This is a genomic window from Citrobacter pasteurii, assembly GCF_019047765.1.
GTDB lineage: Bacteria > Pseudomonadota > Gammaproteobacteria > Enterobacterales > Enterobacteriaceae > Citrobacter > Citrobacter pasteurii.
This window is the reverse complement of the sequence record NZ_CP077262.1, coordinates 2,350,403-2,364,409: the sequence shown is the minus strand read 5'-3', so window position 1 is coordinate 2,364,409 and position 14,007 is coordinate 2,350,403. Positions and strand designations below refer to the sequence as shown.

Sequence of the window (14,007 nt, the reverse complement as noted above, 5' to 3'; positions counted from 1 at the left end):
AGCATTCAAGTGGAAACAAACAAACCCAGCCGTTATTAATACCAATTTTACACGCAAAAAATTGATTCAATTTCATCACTAACATTGAGAGAACTGCATACTTATCAATAAAATATTCGTCGGTTAGCAGGAAAAGCTCATACTGTTCAGAATGACAGATATTATAATTTTTCATTTATCTTCCTCAATGAGGACGGTGTCATACCGAAAGAGGATAAGATAACCTGGTTCAAATGAGACTGTGAGCTAAATCCATTGTTCATTGCTATATGAGTAAGGCTTTCTTTTGTCTCTACAATATCCAACATTGTTTTTGTCAATCGCCATGCCTGCATCCGGGTTTTTAATGTATCACCGAAATATAGTTGTGTTTTTTTTCTGAAATTCGAGTATGACAAACCGTAACGTTCACTCAAGTTAGTAACATTGCCAATATCATTATTGATATAATTTTCTATAAGATAGTTTGCGAGAATATAAGATTCTTGCTGTCGTATAAATTCGCATAATGAAATAAAATCAATATCATCAATTCTTCGAATGTATCTAATAATAAATAATTGTTCCAGTTCTGAATATCTTAAGCATACATTGCCATTATATTTATTTTGAGCATCAGAATTCCTGTACGTATTTACGTCAGAACAAACCTGATACGCAGCATCAAGAAATGCAAGCAGTTCAGAAAAATACCCTATATTTACAGTACCCGTTAAAATCCGTGACTGCTGATGATAATCTCTGATCTGGCGGCCATAGACTAAATACTGTGAAAATCTTCCCTGTTCGCCAATCGTCCAGATATGGTCTTCACACCGCACATTCTTAGGACATTTATTCAATTGATTTTCAGTTCTTAGTGAAACGCATAGCAAAAAATTTTCAGATAACTGTCTGCGACTAATTTCATTTCCTGGATACCATTTAATTCTTTTAGCATTCATGGCCTACATCCGTTTTTATTCAAAACTCTGGTTGGCAGAAATTGTCATACTTCCGCTATCGTTAACATCAGCCATCATTGCCACAGCGTCCGTTACACAGATATTTAAGAAATGTTCCAGATTTTTGTCAGCGCTATTTATCGTTAAGGTTTTTGACTGAAGATTCCATCGAACTTTGGCATCTGGATGTCGGGTCTCGGCAAGATACTGCGTTGCACAGTACACAAGCTGTTGCCTGAATAAACGCGTAGAATGCGTAATATGTCCATCAGACACCAATGCGATGTCTCTTTTTAACGGTTTCTTAACTGTGCAGCCGAACAGTACGGTTGATAAAATCATTACAGCAACAAATGATAAATTCCCGTTATACATAATATTTTTCATATTTAAGTTCCCTTCCTTGTCCTTGGGAGCAAACTCATCTGCCGTTTCGCTACTGAATAATCCTTTTATCACCACGAGTCGGAGCCCTAGCTTTCGTCATAGGCTAATGCCTTTCATAAAAATATTACATAAATTTTTATTTATTTTTTTCATCTTTTTTTATGGAATAAATAAATGTTTATTCTTTTCATTTTCTTTATCCCTTAGACTGCGTTAGTAGCGTAGTAACCTTGTTTTTGTACGGGATTTTTATGGAAGAGAATTCGCAGTGTGCAGGGGATTGCCTGCCCCACTATGTCATGAAGGTGCTTTCTGGCTCGATGTATGGAGTAGACATTCCATTACCTCACTGCGAAAACGTGCATGTCCGCTTCATGTCACAGCAACAGTTATTAACTGCGGAACAAAGTGAACAGCAGTCTATTTTTAGCAGCGTCAACACTATTGTCGTCCCAGCCCCCGCAGAGCAGAGTACCTGCTTTCTGTTGTCGTTCGTAACTTCTGCTGAAACTGATACAGTGGCTGTATATTGCCAGCTACTATCACTCGCCGGAGAAGATCTCCTTTCTTCGGAAAATGACGGAGAGACTTCAGTTCGAGCTTTAAACCTGAACAGCCCAGTTAAGATTGGCCTGATAACTATTGCCTTAAAAATAAAGGATGAATCCTGGAATCAGGACGTTGTAAACTATTCCAGAGAGCCGTTTTCTGCTCTGCATCAGGATGAAAGCATTACCGATCCTTCATTTACTAAAGTATCAACCGATAAATCATATTTTCGTCGCCAACTTTATTGGCTGATTGTTCTCAGCACCGTTATCCTTATTGTAGCCGCCGCTTCTTTCATCGGCTATTGCGCTAAGGTGGATAATAGTGCTTCAGTATTGTCTGTATTATCTCCTGTTGAACCTGATATCGTTAAACTTAACGATGGCAGCATTTATGTCATTGTGAAGAACGATACCGACGTCGGCTGGGGCTGGCAGGAACTCAATAAAAGTAATATTAATACAGAAAAAATTCATATTGTATCTCTTGAATCGGCTCGCCTTGATCTCTCGGCAATGCTCCACGAACTGAAGATCCCATTCCACAAAATTGAACTCGCTGATTCTTCTACTTTAGTAATAAAATTTAGTACAGAACGTTGTACTAATGATACGTGCAATAAGCCATTTAACGCTTTGATTGGTAAAAATTATCCGTGGATAAAAAATACAATCATTGGTTCATTTGCCGATCAAGAAATAATTGCATCAGCTGAACGTAAACTCAATGAATTAGGATTTCAGTTTACAACAGAAATTACACCTTTAAGAGCAAGTTTTATTATTCATGGTGTTATCGAGAGAGAACAGTATTCTGTTATCCAGAATTCGATAGACAGTTTTAGACAAAACTTTGGCGGTGAATATGTTCAGTTTGATTTTGAACTGGACGAACCGGGGTTACGGCCGTTGACCTATCGGAACGGTGATGACAGTTATGCCATCATGTCTGATTACCATTGGCTTTATCCCTATTAAATTAAATGGAATATGAGGCAATTTGAATGGTCACATTTAATAATAAATCACATGATGCAAGTACTGTAACCGACCTGGCGTTTGGTTCGGGATATATTAGCAATATGTCTTTAGGATTTGAGCAAGGTACACAAGACCTTAGACAATCGCTGGATGATGCATTAGCGGTTTTACAAAATGATCCGAGTAACCCCGCTAATCTGGCGGCATACCAATCTGCATTATCTGAGTATACTCTTTACAAAAATGCGCAATCGAACGTTGTTAAATCGTTCCGTGATATTGACCAGGGCATTATTGCTAACTTTAAATAAAATGATGTGCGGCAAGGTAGGTCCGCTGCGTTTGCCGCTATCGATTTATCCTACGGACAGGGAGTACTAACGTGAGTATGTCTATTAATCAGATATCACCGCAGTCATTACAGACACCAACTTTTTCAGAATCACAACCCTCTTTAGTCACGGGTGATTTGGTTGATCTGGATACGCGATTGACTGAAGAAGTCTCCAGACTGGCAGCAGGTACCCAGGTTGAAAAAGACAGAATTACCGCCGCATTGAATAACCCAGCAGTCACTTCCGACCCGGAGCAACTTGCAATATGGCAAAACAAGCTGAGCGCTTATACTATTGACACCAGTTTATATAGCACGCTGGCTCGTAAGGGTGTTTCCGCGATCGAAACATTAATAAAAACATGATGAGATCTTTTAATGTAAAGACTGCGCTGTTGCTACTTATATTTCTACTCTGCGGGTGTAATGAAAAATTAGCTGACCAGTTATCTGAACGGCAAGCTAATGAAATCATTACACTTCTGGAGTCGAATAATATTGATGCGTTTAAAGTTGACAGTGGTAAAGGAAAATATTCCATTCAGGTTTCTTCAGAAAGCCTGGCTTCAGCGACGGTATTACTGACTGCTTATAATCTTCCCTCCGCTGATGATATTGAGATATCTCAACAATTTCCTGCGGATGCAATGGTGTCCACGCCCCTTGGTGAAAAAGCACGACTGATCTCAGCTATTGAACAGAGACTGGGTCAGTCACTGCAAGAACTGGAGCATATTACCAGCGCCAGAGTGCATTTGAGTTATCCAGGTATTAGCCCTGAAAACAATGACTCATCTTCAATGGTGGCATCAGTATTGATAACCTATCAGGGAACGATTGATGAGACAGCATATACAGATAAGATACGCCGTTTTATCAGGAATGGATTGCAGGATATGCACTATGAAAATATATCTGTGGTTATGTTCCGCCAATCCGCCCCACTAAAGTTAGTGAGTATCAAACCTTCACATCCGCTATGGGGATACACCTTTATCATAGTATCTTCAGTTCTACTATTGTTTCTGATTTTGCTTGGTGTGTTCTGGCCTCGTATATCTCAACGTTTTCTTTCTAAGAAAGAGACAGAGTAATCAATCACAATATTATTATAAGCGACGATTTCTTTTCGTCGCTTATCATTGGATAAGCTATGAGTGAGATAATTATGCTTAGCAAAATTGTGCTAATGCCGGCTGACTGGGCGAATACTACCAGATTAGCTAAATTGCGCAATGTGCCACGTACTATTGTAAACAGACTTCTGTTACCACATAACACTATTGATATTGACCTATTGCAACTCTCTGAACAAAATATGTTTTTTATTTCTCGCTGGCAAGAACTCTATAGTGCAGCAATGATGGCCGCATCACGGCAACTGGCTCCTATGTTCGTACGGTTTCCCGCCGCCCTCACGCTTTTAACGGCCAAACAGCGCGCTTTCCTTTATATTCCCTGGTTTTCATCTTTACCCATAAACCAGGAATATCGCCAACCTGATCTCGCTATGCTTGAACAGTATGCATATACATTATTGGTAAAAGCAATGCACAATCGATTCCCCCCTCCTCTTGTCCCTCTACTGGCCTTATTTTTCACTGATGAATGTCAAGAGCCTGATATCAGAGATGACCAAATCTATCCTGAAGAATATCTTCTTTTTTTGCAGGCCTTAGAATATGCTTAGACAAATCTCACTTCCGAAGCAGTATCCTTTGCCTGATACCCCGCTTATCAAAGCGAAATGGCTGAATTCAGCGACCAGTGCATCCAGACTTGAGCTGCTTGCCAGGAAGCATGCTCAGCATATTCTGCGTGATGCAAGAAACGAGGCTGATGAATTGCGTTCACTTGCCTGGATGGAAGGTTATAGCCAGGGAATACAGAAAGCATCACAAACTGTAGTCGATTACGTCAGCAATATTGAATCTGCAACATCACAGTTGTTGCAACATTCGCAACAGCAACTGGAGAAACAGTTACAGCAATTATTTGCCAGTGAGGCCGGTATAGAAAATATACTTGCACTGCTAGCTCATTATCTATCACGTGATGCTATTACAGGCACTAAAGCTATCGTTTCATTCCCTGCTTATGCCATTCGCTCAGCCAAATCCATCAGTGATAATTTTAAGCAGTCCGGAATTAATGTTGAACTTCGAACATGTCAAGCTGAAGAGTTACGGGTAGAATATGGACAGGAAATATGGTGCTGCGATTTTCAGCGCCAACCATCCCAGCTAGCTAAATTAGCTATTGCCGCGTCTTTTGCTACGCTGAATATTTCTGAACGCCTTGAAGAATATCGTCAGCAGGCAGTAGAATCTGTTTCGGAATAATCGAGTTAGATCTTTTATTTTTGATTGCGTCTAAAGGCCCGAAACATATCGGGCCTTTTTATATATTAGTTAGCCATCAGGCTTTCAGATTGCTACTGACTGTAGAAACCAGATCGGCTGACGAGTGTCGTATATCAGCCATCAGAGAAAGAAGGCTACTCATCACTTGCGCCGCTTTTTGTGCCGTTTCTCTACTCATCTCCATGGTTTGATCCATCATTTTGCCACTTGCCTGCAGGGACGTCTGCTCTGCTTCAGAATTTTTCGTCCCCATACCAAACCCGCCCTGCTCTCCTTCAGAAAGAGCTCGACCTATTGTGGTAGCTCCCGACGCTTTAGCTGAATATTTTGCAGCGGCGCCATTGAATTTTGAAGCATCAGCTTCATTCAAGCCTGCCTTGACGCTATTTTTTGCGCTCTTAGCGCCATAACCAATCCCCGCTGCCGCTCCAGCTATCTGAGTCGAACCACTTACGATACCCGATGACAAAGCCAACTCCCCCTGTTCGCGTAATTCATCTGCCGCAGCATTTGAAAAATCCTGGCTAATGACACCGAGTTCGCCGGACATTTTATAACCCGCAATTGAAGATTCATTTTCTGACTCAATCATGGCAACCAGGAGGGTCAGCAGTGCACTGGCTTTTGGCATTGACACGGTTATCACATTACCTGTGCTGGTATCGTTGCTGCCTAAACCACTATGCAACTGGCTAAGAAGTTGCTGAGCCTCTTTGCGCACTGCGGCTTTGTCTTCTTTAGTCTCGTCCACACCTTTGTAGCCATCGCCAACCAATTTCACTAACGTCTGGTAGGCCTGAGTATCTTTAATGTTCCGTCTACTATCCGTCTGGGCAACATCTGCATTCTCACTTGTATTAAGGTATACATTGCCCGTTACCACTGAATTAATCGATCCAACCATGTTATTTATCTCCATTTTTATTACAATTACGCACGGGTATGTGCCAGAATTTGCTTACCCACCTGCATTGACATACCCGATGCTTCTGTTTCATTTTTAATAATCGCGTTCATGGTTTTCATCGTGTTACTGTAGTTTTCCACGATCATATCCATAAATCTCTTTACAAAATCATTATCTTTCATAATTTCGATCAGCTTCGCTGAAATATTATCACGTTGTTGTTCATAAACACCGCTGGTGATTGAATAAGCGCCATTATTAATTCCGCTGGCAGTTAGCGAAACTCTGAATGTAATTTCAGACCCCATTTTCATAATGCGTCCGGCACCTGATGTTCCATGATTTGAAAGGACTCGCAAGATCGAGTTTGCTATTTTGCTTGCGAATTTATTATTCAAGAATTTTGCGCCCTTCCCCAGCACTACCGTAGCGGCAATTGTTGCTAACAACATTGTTATTGATGCAAGAATAGAGGCAACAAGCTCATCCGCCCCCATAGCTTCAAACATTTTAGCAAGTCCGCTCACAACGGCATTCATCGCTTTCCCCATAAAGGACTCGCCCGTTGCAGCTTTCGTGATTTGATCCGTTATCATGAGAGCCGTGCTGGCAACAAACAAAATTGCCATAACGCCACCGGTAAATAGTGCAGAAATGGCACCAGCAATCATCGTCACAGCCATAAGTACTTTGCCGAGAGCGCCAAAAATCTTATGCATCCTTTTTTGTTTTTCCGCGATTTTATCTGATTTTTCAGTTTCCTTTGCCAGTTCAGCCTGTTTGGCTGACTGCTGACTTTTGGCCAGCTCCATATTCGTCTTTAAGGTTTCTTCGTTACATTTACCTAAAATAGTCACTAACTGTGCCATCATAAGGTCGACTCGATTAATGCTACCTGTATTATCGTTATTTACGACCTGGGGGCTAACTGTCGCACTTTCCAATGCGTCCTGCGCTACTTTCAGCATCTGAGTTGCCGTAATCACCGCTTGCTGTTTTTGCTGGGCATTCTTAGTGGCATCGGTTGCTGCCGTTTGCGCCTTGCTTCTGGCATCAATCGCCTGTTGGCATTCATCAGCGGCCACATCCACTGCCTGCTGTGCACTCGTCACCCTATCTGCTGCCGTATTAATCGCTAGCGTTTTTTCTTCATCAGTGCTGTAAATCGCGTTCAGCGCATCGTTATATGCTATTTGCGCTGAAGTAAGAGCATCCTGGGCATCGTCCAGCGACAGCTTAGCGTTGTTTAGCGATGTTTCAACCTGTAGTAAATTATCGTTAGCCTCGTTTTCGGCCTTTATGGCCTCGCTATAAGCTGAATTTGCCTGCGTCAACTCCTGCTGTGCATTTTCAACACCTTGCGACTTCTGAATGAGTGCTGCGGATGCGGCGCTTCCCATCAACTGTGTCGCTGTGGCACGAAACATTTGCCCAACCACAGTAGAATCACCCAGTTTAACCGCTAATGTGGCCAGAACCTCTGCCAGAGAATAGGTTGATGATTGCGTGTTACCTCCCGACATCGCACTATTCGTCTCACCTGACTGCGATTCAGCTTGCAGGGATGATCGCAGCGTCACACTTTCAGGGGAACGCAACGTTGGTTTCCATGATTCGCTGGTCATAGCCAATTTCTCTGCGCGCGTAACCAATTTTTCCTGGACTATTTTCTGCGCCGCATTTCCGTCGCTGCTGCTTGTAGAACTAATGTCCTTTTTCTCAGTAGTTGCTCTTTCAACATCACCTTCACTGGTTACCTGCTGGGTAACCAGCGTGACAGGCTTATTTGTTATTCCGTACATGGTTATGATCCTCATCACTGTCGTTAATCTTTGTTAGCGCTTTAAGATACAGTTCGGCACGTTTGACCAGCTCAGGATCCTTTTCGTGAGCCACGACCTCTTCAAATGAGTCGCGTGCTTTCGAATAGTTATGCAAGTGCATATAGCACTGCCCTGCCTCAAAAATGGCGCGCAGATTGTCATCATCAAGCGCATAGGCAATTGCATAGATATCCAGCGCATGCTTGTAGTCCTGCTTTAGTTGATAAACGGCGGCCAGGCCAAATGCGTAATCAGGATTATAGAAGTCATACATCATTAAAAATTTAAAAAAGTGCTCCGCTTTTTCAATTTCTCCTTTTTGGTAATACTCGTATGCACAGGCGTAGAAACCGTTCATCAGGCTATCTGGAATGCCATACAGCTGTTTGCGGGTAGCGCCCGATTCAAATAAATCTTCAATAAACTGTTCGCGATTTTCTTCAGCGATCTTGCTGAGAAGATCCTCCATCAACACATCATTTCCATTTTCCATAATAAATCCAGTTCCATACAAATAATAGATGATTGTAATCTTATAATTATTACCGCATTTATCATTGAAATAAATAAATAAATATTTAGAAGGTATGTTTTCAGATTGCTAAATAAAGAAATCGAAGCATTTTTTGAAAGAAATCCACCAACCGTGATGACATCATACGTGCGATACTTGATGTTTAAAAAACGCACATGGAGACGGATATGTCAAACACAATTAAAGCATTCTCACACAGTGTTAGCCATTATAGGAGTGATTTCCACAGGCAAAGAGAAGTTAAGAACCATAATTTATTTTCCGCATGTTTTTCGGCTATCGCTAATGTCCCTAAAAATATTAGCATTGACAAAACCATTCAAAAAATAACAGCAGATTTGGCGCATGCTCGTGATACCGGATTTTCTATGCCGCTCTGTTTTGAAGATAATAAAGGTATCTGGACTCTAAATGCAGATCGCACAAAATTTTTGGGAGATACAGCTTTAAATATGCGTAACGCTGTAAATACTTTTGAAGATCAATACAAAATTAGTTCCCTTAGCGGAAAAAATTTAAAAGCCTTTACTGATCTGCAAGAAAAAAGGGAAAATTTTAAATCCAATTTTGGATCTTCGATCCAAACTTTTAAAGCAAGCGCTAACAGGCAAGAGGCCTGTATAAAAATGCTTAATGCTAATACAATAGATCCTATTTTTAATGCAATGCTTGATAAATATACTAAATTGGAGAAATCACCGGTCAGACAGAGTACAACGCTTAGTCTTGATGCTCTCAAGACCTCGTTCGCTGAAATAGTGAATCCCGGATATGGTACACCGGACAGTGGGGCAATTAGTAAGAAAGGTGATGCAGCAGCCCAAATTATCAAAGCGTTTCTGTCGTCTCCTCACACAGTGCATATCAGTGACGTTAACATCACTAAGCTTGAGCAGGCTGCTTTTAATGACTATATGAATCAACAACTTCAGGAGTTAGACGAAAATGACCGCGAACTGACATTATCCTTATATCAGGCTTTCGCTACACACCTAGACCCAGACCCAGCCCCAAAAAATGTTAAATCGTTTGATAGTGATGTTTCTTCTACTTTTTTCGGGCAGGCTATAATACTTAAAGATGATTTTTTGAAGTCCTGTAAAACTGAGGGTAATTCAATTTCAGTTCGTGAGGCTACTCATGTTGTATCTGAAAAATTTATTGCATACATTAAGACCACCGTCCCTGAAATTAATCCACCTGCATAGCATTTTCTTCGAAAATAACCATACTGCTCTCCACCAGCGGTAGTTTAGGTCTAACAAATAACAAACGAAGGGCCACGATGTGGCCCTTTTATCAACCCAGGCAACTTACTTCAGATATTCTCCGCTGCGCAGCGCTTCGATACGCTTATCCAGCGGTGGGTGCGTCATAAACAGCTCGCTCAACGACCTGGACTTACCGTTGATGCAGAAGGCCATCATGCTGGTTGCTTCCTGCGGCTCGTAGCTGGTTTTCAGTCGCTGCAATGCGGCAATCATCTTCTCACGGCCAACCAGTTTTGCTGAACCCGCATCCGCATGGAATTCACGATGACGTGAAAACCACATGGTAATAATACTGGCCAGAATACCGAACACCAGCTCCAGCACCGTTGCGACGGCAAAGTAGATTAATGGGTTACCATTGCTACCCTCGCCTTCTTCGCGGTTTCCGCCCATAAAACCGGCGGCGATTTGCGCCAGAATACGCGAGATAAAGATAACAAAGGTGTTCACCACACCCTGAATCAGCGTCATGGTAACCATATCACCATTAGCAATGTGGCTGATTTCATGCGCGATAACGGCTTCCGCTTCATCCGGACTCATATTTTGCAACAAACCGGTGCTGACGGCCACCAGCGACGCATCCCGGCGCGCACCGGTCGCAAATGCGTTAATATCTGGCGCATGGTAAATAGCCACCTGCGGCATAGCGATCCCGGCCTGACGAGCCTGTGTCGCCACAGTATTCATCAGCCAGCGTTCTCTTTCATTACGGGGCTGTTCAATCACTTCTCCGCCAACGGACTTTAACGCCATCCATTTGGACATCAGCAGCGAAATGAAGGAACCACCAAAACCAAACAGCAGTGCCATAATCAACAAGCCTTGAACGCTGCTTGACTGAATCCCTGTCAGGCTCAATACCAGCCCGAAAACGACCATCACAGCCAGGTTCGTCAGCAGGAAGAGCGCGATTCGCATCATAATTTTCTTTTAACCTCAATTTAACAAAACGCACTATGCGATTACCCATATCGTATGGGTCTTACGGCTATTTTCAAGCATGCATAGGTGCTAAGTCACCAGAAAGACACAACTTTACATTTTATCGTATCAGACTGACGTCTTCATGCGTTTGTTAAAAAAACAGGCACAATCTCTTGTGCCTGTTTGACGTTATTGACTGGTCGCGGGCTGTTCCGCTGGCTTTTCTTTTTCAAGATGCGCCAGGTCGAGCGCGATTTTCACCGTTTCATCCAGATACGGATCGGGCTCCTGGTAATCCTTCGGCAGATCGTCCAGTTTCTTCAGCGGCGGTTTACCTTCTCGCTTAAACCGATCGTTGATACGCGCCAGACGCATTGCGTCATCTTCGTTATTCTCTTTCTCACGCTGGGCGTAATTCAAAGAGGCGATGTTGCGCTTATCCTTCATTGCGTTGAAACGCGCAATGTCTTTCATGATGTACTGGAATTCAGGATCGTTGGCGATACGCGCATTGTGCTCTTTCAGCAATTCCGGCCCAAACGGCGTCAGGTTATCGGACTTGGTGTAGGTTGCCGCATCAATGCTGTCCCACGGCAGCGCGTTATCTTCGAACTTTTCACCGGTTTCGGTTTCTTCATTACCTGTCGGCATGATGATGTCCGGCGTAACGCCCTTACGCTGCGTACTGCCACCGTTTACACGGTAGAATTTCTGGATCGTATACTGCACAGAACCCAGCGCCGGCCATTCCGGACGCAGCATCTGATCGTAAATACGGTTCAGGGAGCGATACTGTTGTACAGTGCCTTTGCCGAAGGTTGGTTCACCAACGATCAGCGCACGGCCATAATCCTGCATTGCCGCGGCAAATATCTCTGATGCCGAAGCACTGAAGCGATCGACTAACACTACCAGCGGGCCTTTGTAGTACACAACGCCGTCGGTATCGCTGTCTTCACGCACTTTGCCGTTATTGTCACGAACCTGAACCACCGGGCCGGAAGGAATGAACAGACCGGAAAGCGAGACCGCTTCGGTCAGTGCGCCACCACCGTTGGTACGCAGGTCGATAATCACGCTGCTGACATTCTGTTTTTCCAGTTTCTGCAGCTGTACTTTGACGTCATCCGTCAGGCCAACATAGAAACCAGGAATATCCAGTACGCCGACTTTTTCTTTGCCAACGGTTTTCACGGACATTTTAACAGCGCGGTCTTCGAGACGAATGCGTTCACGCGTTAACGTGACAATGCGCGTCTTGGTGCCCTTACCGGCAGGCAGGATTTCGAGGCGAACTTTGCTGCCTTTTGGTCCTTTGATCAGCGCCACGACGTCATCAAGACGCCAGCCAATCACATCGACCATGCCTTTTCCGCTCTGACCGACGCCAACAATACGATCGCCAACGCTTATCGCTTTGCTTTTAGCTGCCGGGCCGCCCGCCACCATGGAGTTAATGACGGTATAGTCATCATCCATTTGCAGAACTGCGCCAATACCTTCCAGAGACAAGCTCATTTCAGTATTAAACTGTTCAGTGTTGCGCGGAGATAGATAGTTAGTATGCGGGTCTATTTCACGAGCAAAAGCCGTCATCGCCAGTGAGAACACATCTTCACTGTTCGTCTGCGCCAGACGGCGAATGGCAAATTTATAGCGACGCGTCAGCGTTTCGCGAATTTCCGCATCGGTTTTACCGGTCAGTTTCAGGCTGAGTTCGTCAAATTTAACTTTGCCGTCCCACAGCGTATTAAGCTCTGCTTCGCTCTGCGGCCACGGAGCTTTACTCCGGTCGAGGTTAAAATTGTCGTTACCGGTGAAATCCATTGGACGTGCCAGTACGCTTAATGCGTACTGGTAACGTTCAAACCGGCGCTTTTGCGCCAGATTATAGAGATCGTAAAAGACATCGAGCTTGCCCGAACGCAGTTCATCACCGAGGACGGTTTTCTTTTTGGCAAACTGCTCAATATCGCTCGCCAACAGCACGTTATGGCTGTAGTCGAGCAGATTCAGGTAGCGGTCAAAAATTTTCGCCGAAAACGCCTGATCCAGATCGAACTGGCGATAATGTGAACGCGTAAAGCGTGATGTCACACGTTCACTCACCGTCGCATGCTGAGTTTCTTCCTTTAAAACGGGGATTTGATCGGCACGCGTGATGTCTTCCACAGCGAGTGCCTGGCCTGCAAATGCAAGCAGACCAGCTAACGCAGTAAGCCTAAAAAAAGTGTTCATGCCAGGCCTGGCCTCCGTTTCAGAACACCAGGTGTTCTGCGCGTACAATCAAAGACATACCCGAATTCAGCTGTACACGGACGCCATCTTTGGTGATTTCTAATACGGTGGCATCCATCGCATTATTACCTGCTTTCACCTTCAGAGACTGCCCTACCGTCAGCACTGAAATATCAGATACTGGGGTATGCTGTTCTTCACGAGGAGCACGCGGTGCTTTTGCCACTGGTTTTTCAGCGCGAGGTTTACGCTCAGCACCTTCTTTACGACGCGGTGCAGGACGCGGCTTACGCTCGCGACGCGGTGCGTCTTCTTTTTCACCAGCAGCCGCCGCCGCTTCGCGTTTTTTCGCCTGCTGCTCTGCACGTTGCGCCTGAACGCGGGCTTTAGCTTCTTCAAGCTGTTTACGCGCATGTTCAACGTGTTGCTCATCCAGCTCACCACATGGGTTGCCGTCGAGGTCGACACGCGTTGCGCCCAGCTTAACGCCGTACAGATAACGCCAGCTTGAAGTATAGAGACGTAAGGCCGAACGGAGCTGTGTTTTACTGAGGTTCATTTCGCCCTCAACACGCTCTACCAGATCCTGAAAAATGCCAATTTTCAGCGGGCGCGCTTCGCCTTCCGCACTAAAACACTGCGGGAAGCGTTCGGCCAGAAACGCGATGACTTCTTTACTGCTATTCAACTTAGGTTGATTTTCCATGAAATTTCCTGATTACAACGGACGTAGCCAACAAGCGCAGGCA

At 44.0% G+C, this 14,007-nt stretch carries 15 protein-coding genes; 7 read left to right on the top strand and 8 right to left on the bottom strand.

Annotated features, from left to right (window positions below; all coding sequences use genetic code 11):
* Positions 1-161: 161 nt before the first annotated feature.
* Positions 162-944, bottom strand: a complete 783-nt coding sequence (locus tag I6L54_RS11520; RefSeq protein ID WP_052463769.1) for a helix-turn-helix domain-containing protein — start codon at positions 942-944, stop codon at positions 162-164.
* Between the two features lie 15 nt (positions 945-959).
* Positions 960-1,331, bottom strand: a complete 372-nt coding sequence (locus I6L54_RS11515; protein ID WP_005120765.1) for a hypothetical protein — start codon at positions 1,329-1,331, stop codon at positions 960-962.
* 251 nt (positions 1,332-1,582) lie between these two features.
* Here I6L54_RS11515 and I6L54_RS11510 point away from each other — a divergent pair, with 251 nt between their 5' ends.
* From I6L54_RS11510 to I6L54_RS11485, 6 genes are all read left to right on the top strand, one after another.
* A complete protein-coding gene (locus I6L54_RS11510) occupies positions 1,583-2,857 on the top strand; it encodes a PrgH/EprH family type III secretion apparatus protein (protein ID WP_082031743.1) in 1,275 nt (424 codons plus the stop codon).
* Positions 2,858-2,883: 26 nt separating this feature from the next.
* A complete protein-coding gene (gene sctF, locus I6L54_RS11505) occupies positions 2,884-3,171 on the top strand; it encodes a type III secretion system needle filament subunit SctF (protein WP_005120763.1) in 288 nt (95 codons plus the stop codon).
* A 77-nt stretch (positions 3,172-3,248) separates the two neighbouring features.
* Positions 3,249-3,560 carry a type III secretion system inner rod subunit SctI gene (gene sctI, locus I6L54_RS11500; RefSeq protein ID WP_223236825.1) on the top strand — a complete coding sequence of 104 codons (312 nt, stop codon included), beginning with the start codon at positions 3,249-3,251 and terminating at the stop codon, positions 3,558-3,560.
* A complete protein-coding gene (gene sctJ / locus I6L54_RS11495; RefSeq protein WP_005120761.1) occupies positions 3,557-4,288 on the top strand; it encodes a type III secretion system inner membrane ring lipoprotein SctJ in 732 nt (243 codons plus the stop codon). Before sctI ends, sctJ begins: the two co-directional genes overlap by 4 nt.
* 59 nt (positions 4,289-4,347) lie before the next feature.
* On the top strand, positions 4,348-4,884 hold the full coding sequence (locus I6L54_RS11490; protein ID WP_040232371.1) for a hypothetical protein: 537 nt from the start codon (positions 4,348-4,350) through the stop codon (positions 4,882-4,884).
* Positions 4,877-5,536: a type III secretion protein HrpE gene (locus I6L54_RS11485; protein ID WP_040232372.1), complete on the top strand. Its 660-nt coding sequence runs from the start codon at positions 4,877-4,879 to the stop codon at positions 5,534-5,536. The genes I6L54_RS11490 and I6L54_RS11485 overlap by 8 nt, the downstream gene beginning before the upstream one ends.
* A 76-nt stretch (positions 5,537-5,612) precedes the next feature.
* Here the strand turns inward: I6L54_RS11485 and I6L54_RS11480 are convergent, their stop codons facing one another.
* The 3 genes from I6L54_RS11480 to I6L54_RS11470 are packed head-to-tail and all read right to left on the bottom strand — an operon-like array spanning position 5,613 to position 8,780.
* Positions 5,613-6,461, bottom strand: a complete 849-nt coding sequence (locus I6L54_RS11480) for an IpaC/SipC family type III secretion system effector (RefSeq protein ID WP_040232374.1) — start codon at positions 6,459-6,461, stop codon at positions 5,613-5,615.
* Between the two features lie 26 nt (positions 6,462-6,487).
* Entirely contained in the window at positions 6,488-8,266 is a 1,779-nt protein-coding gene (gene sctE, locus I6L54_RS11475) for a type III secretion system translocon subunit SseC family protein (protein WP_040232375.1), read from the bottom strand.
* Positions 8,247-8,780 (bottom strand): SycD/LcrH family type III secretion system chaperone, encoded by a 534-nt coding sequence (locus I6L54_RS11470; protein WP_005120757.1) that lies wholly within the window; start codon positions 8,778-8,780, stop codon positions 8,247-8,249. The genes sctE and I6L54_RS11470 overlap by 20 nt, the downstream gene beginning before the upstream one ends.
* A 209-nt stretch (positions 8,781-8,989) precedes the next feature.
* Between I6L54_RS11470 and I6L54_RS11465 the strand changes: the two genes are divergently transcribed.
* Positions 8,990-10,030: a hypothetical protein gene (locus I6L54_RS11465; RefSeq protein WP_040232376.1), complete on the top strand. Its 1,041-nt coding sequence runs from the start codon at positions 8,990-8,992 to the stop codon at positions 10,028-10,030.
* Positions 10,031-10,135: 105 nt separating this feature from the next.
* On the opposite strand, the gene htpX is transcribed toward I6L54_RS11465, so the two are convergent.
* The 3 genes from htpX to proQ form a co-directional block, all read right to left on the bottom strand.
* Entirely contained in the window at positions 10,136-11,017 is an 882-nt protein-coding gene (gene htpX, locus I6L54_RS11460; RefSeq protein WP_040232377.1) for a protease HtpX, read from the bottom strand.
* Between the two features lie 192 nt (positions 11,018-11,209).
* Positions 11,210-13,258 carry a carboxy terminal-processing peptidase gene (prc, locus tag I6L54_RS11455; protein WP_040232379.1) on the bottom strand — a complete coding sequence of 683 codons (2,049 nt, stop codon included), beginning with the start codon at positions 13,256-13,258 and terminating at the stop codon, positions 11,210-11,212.
* 19 nt (positions 13,259-13,277) lie between these two features.
* Positions 13,278-13,964 (bottom strand): RNA chaperone ProQ, encoded by a 687-nt coding sequence (gene proQ / locus I6L54_RS11450; RefSeq protein ID WP_005120752.1) that lies wholly within the window; start codon positions 13,962-13,964, stop codon positions 13,278-13,280.
* Between the last annotated feature and the right edge of the window lie 43 nt (positions 13,965-14,007).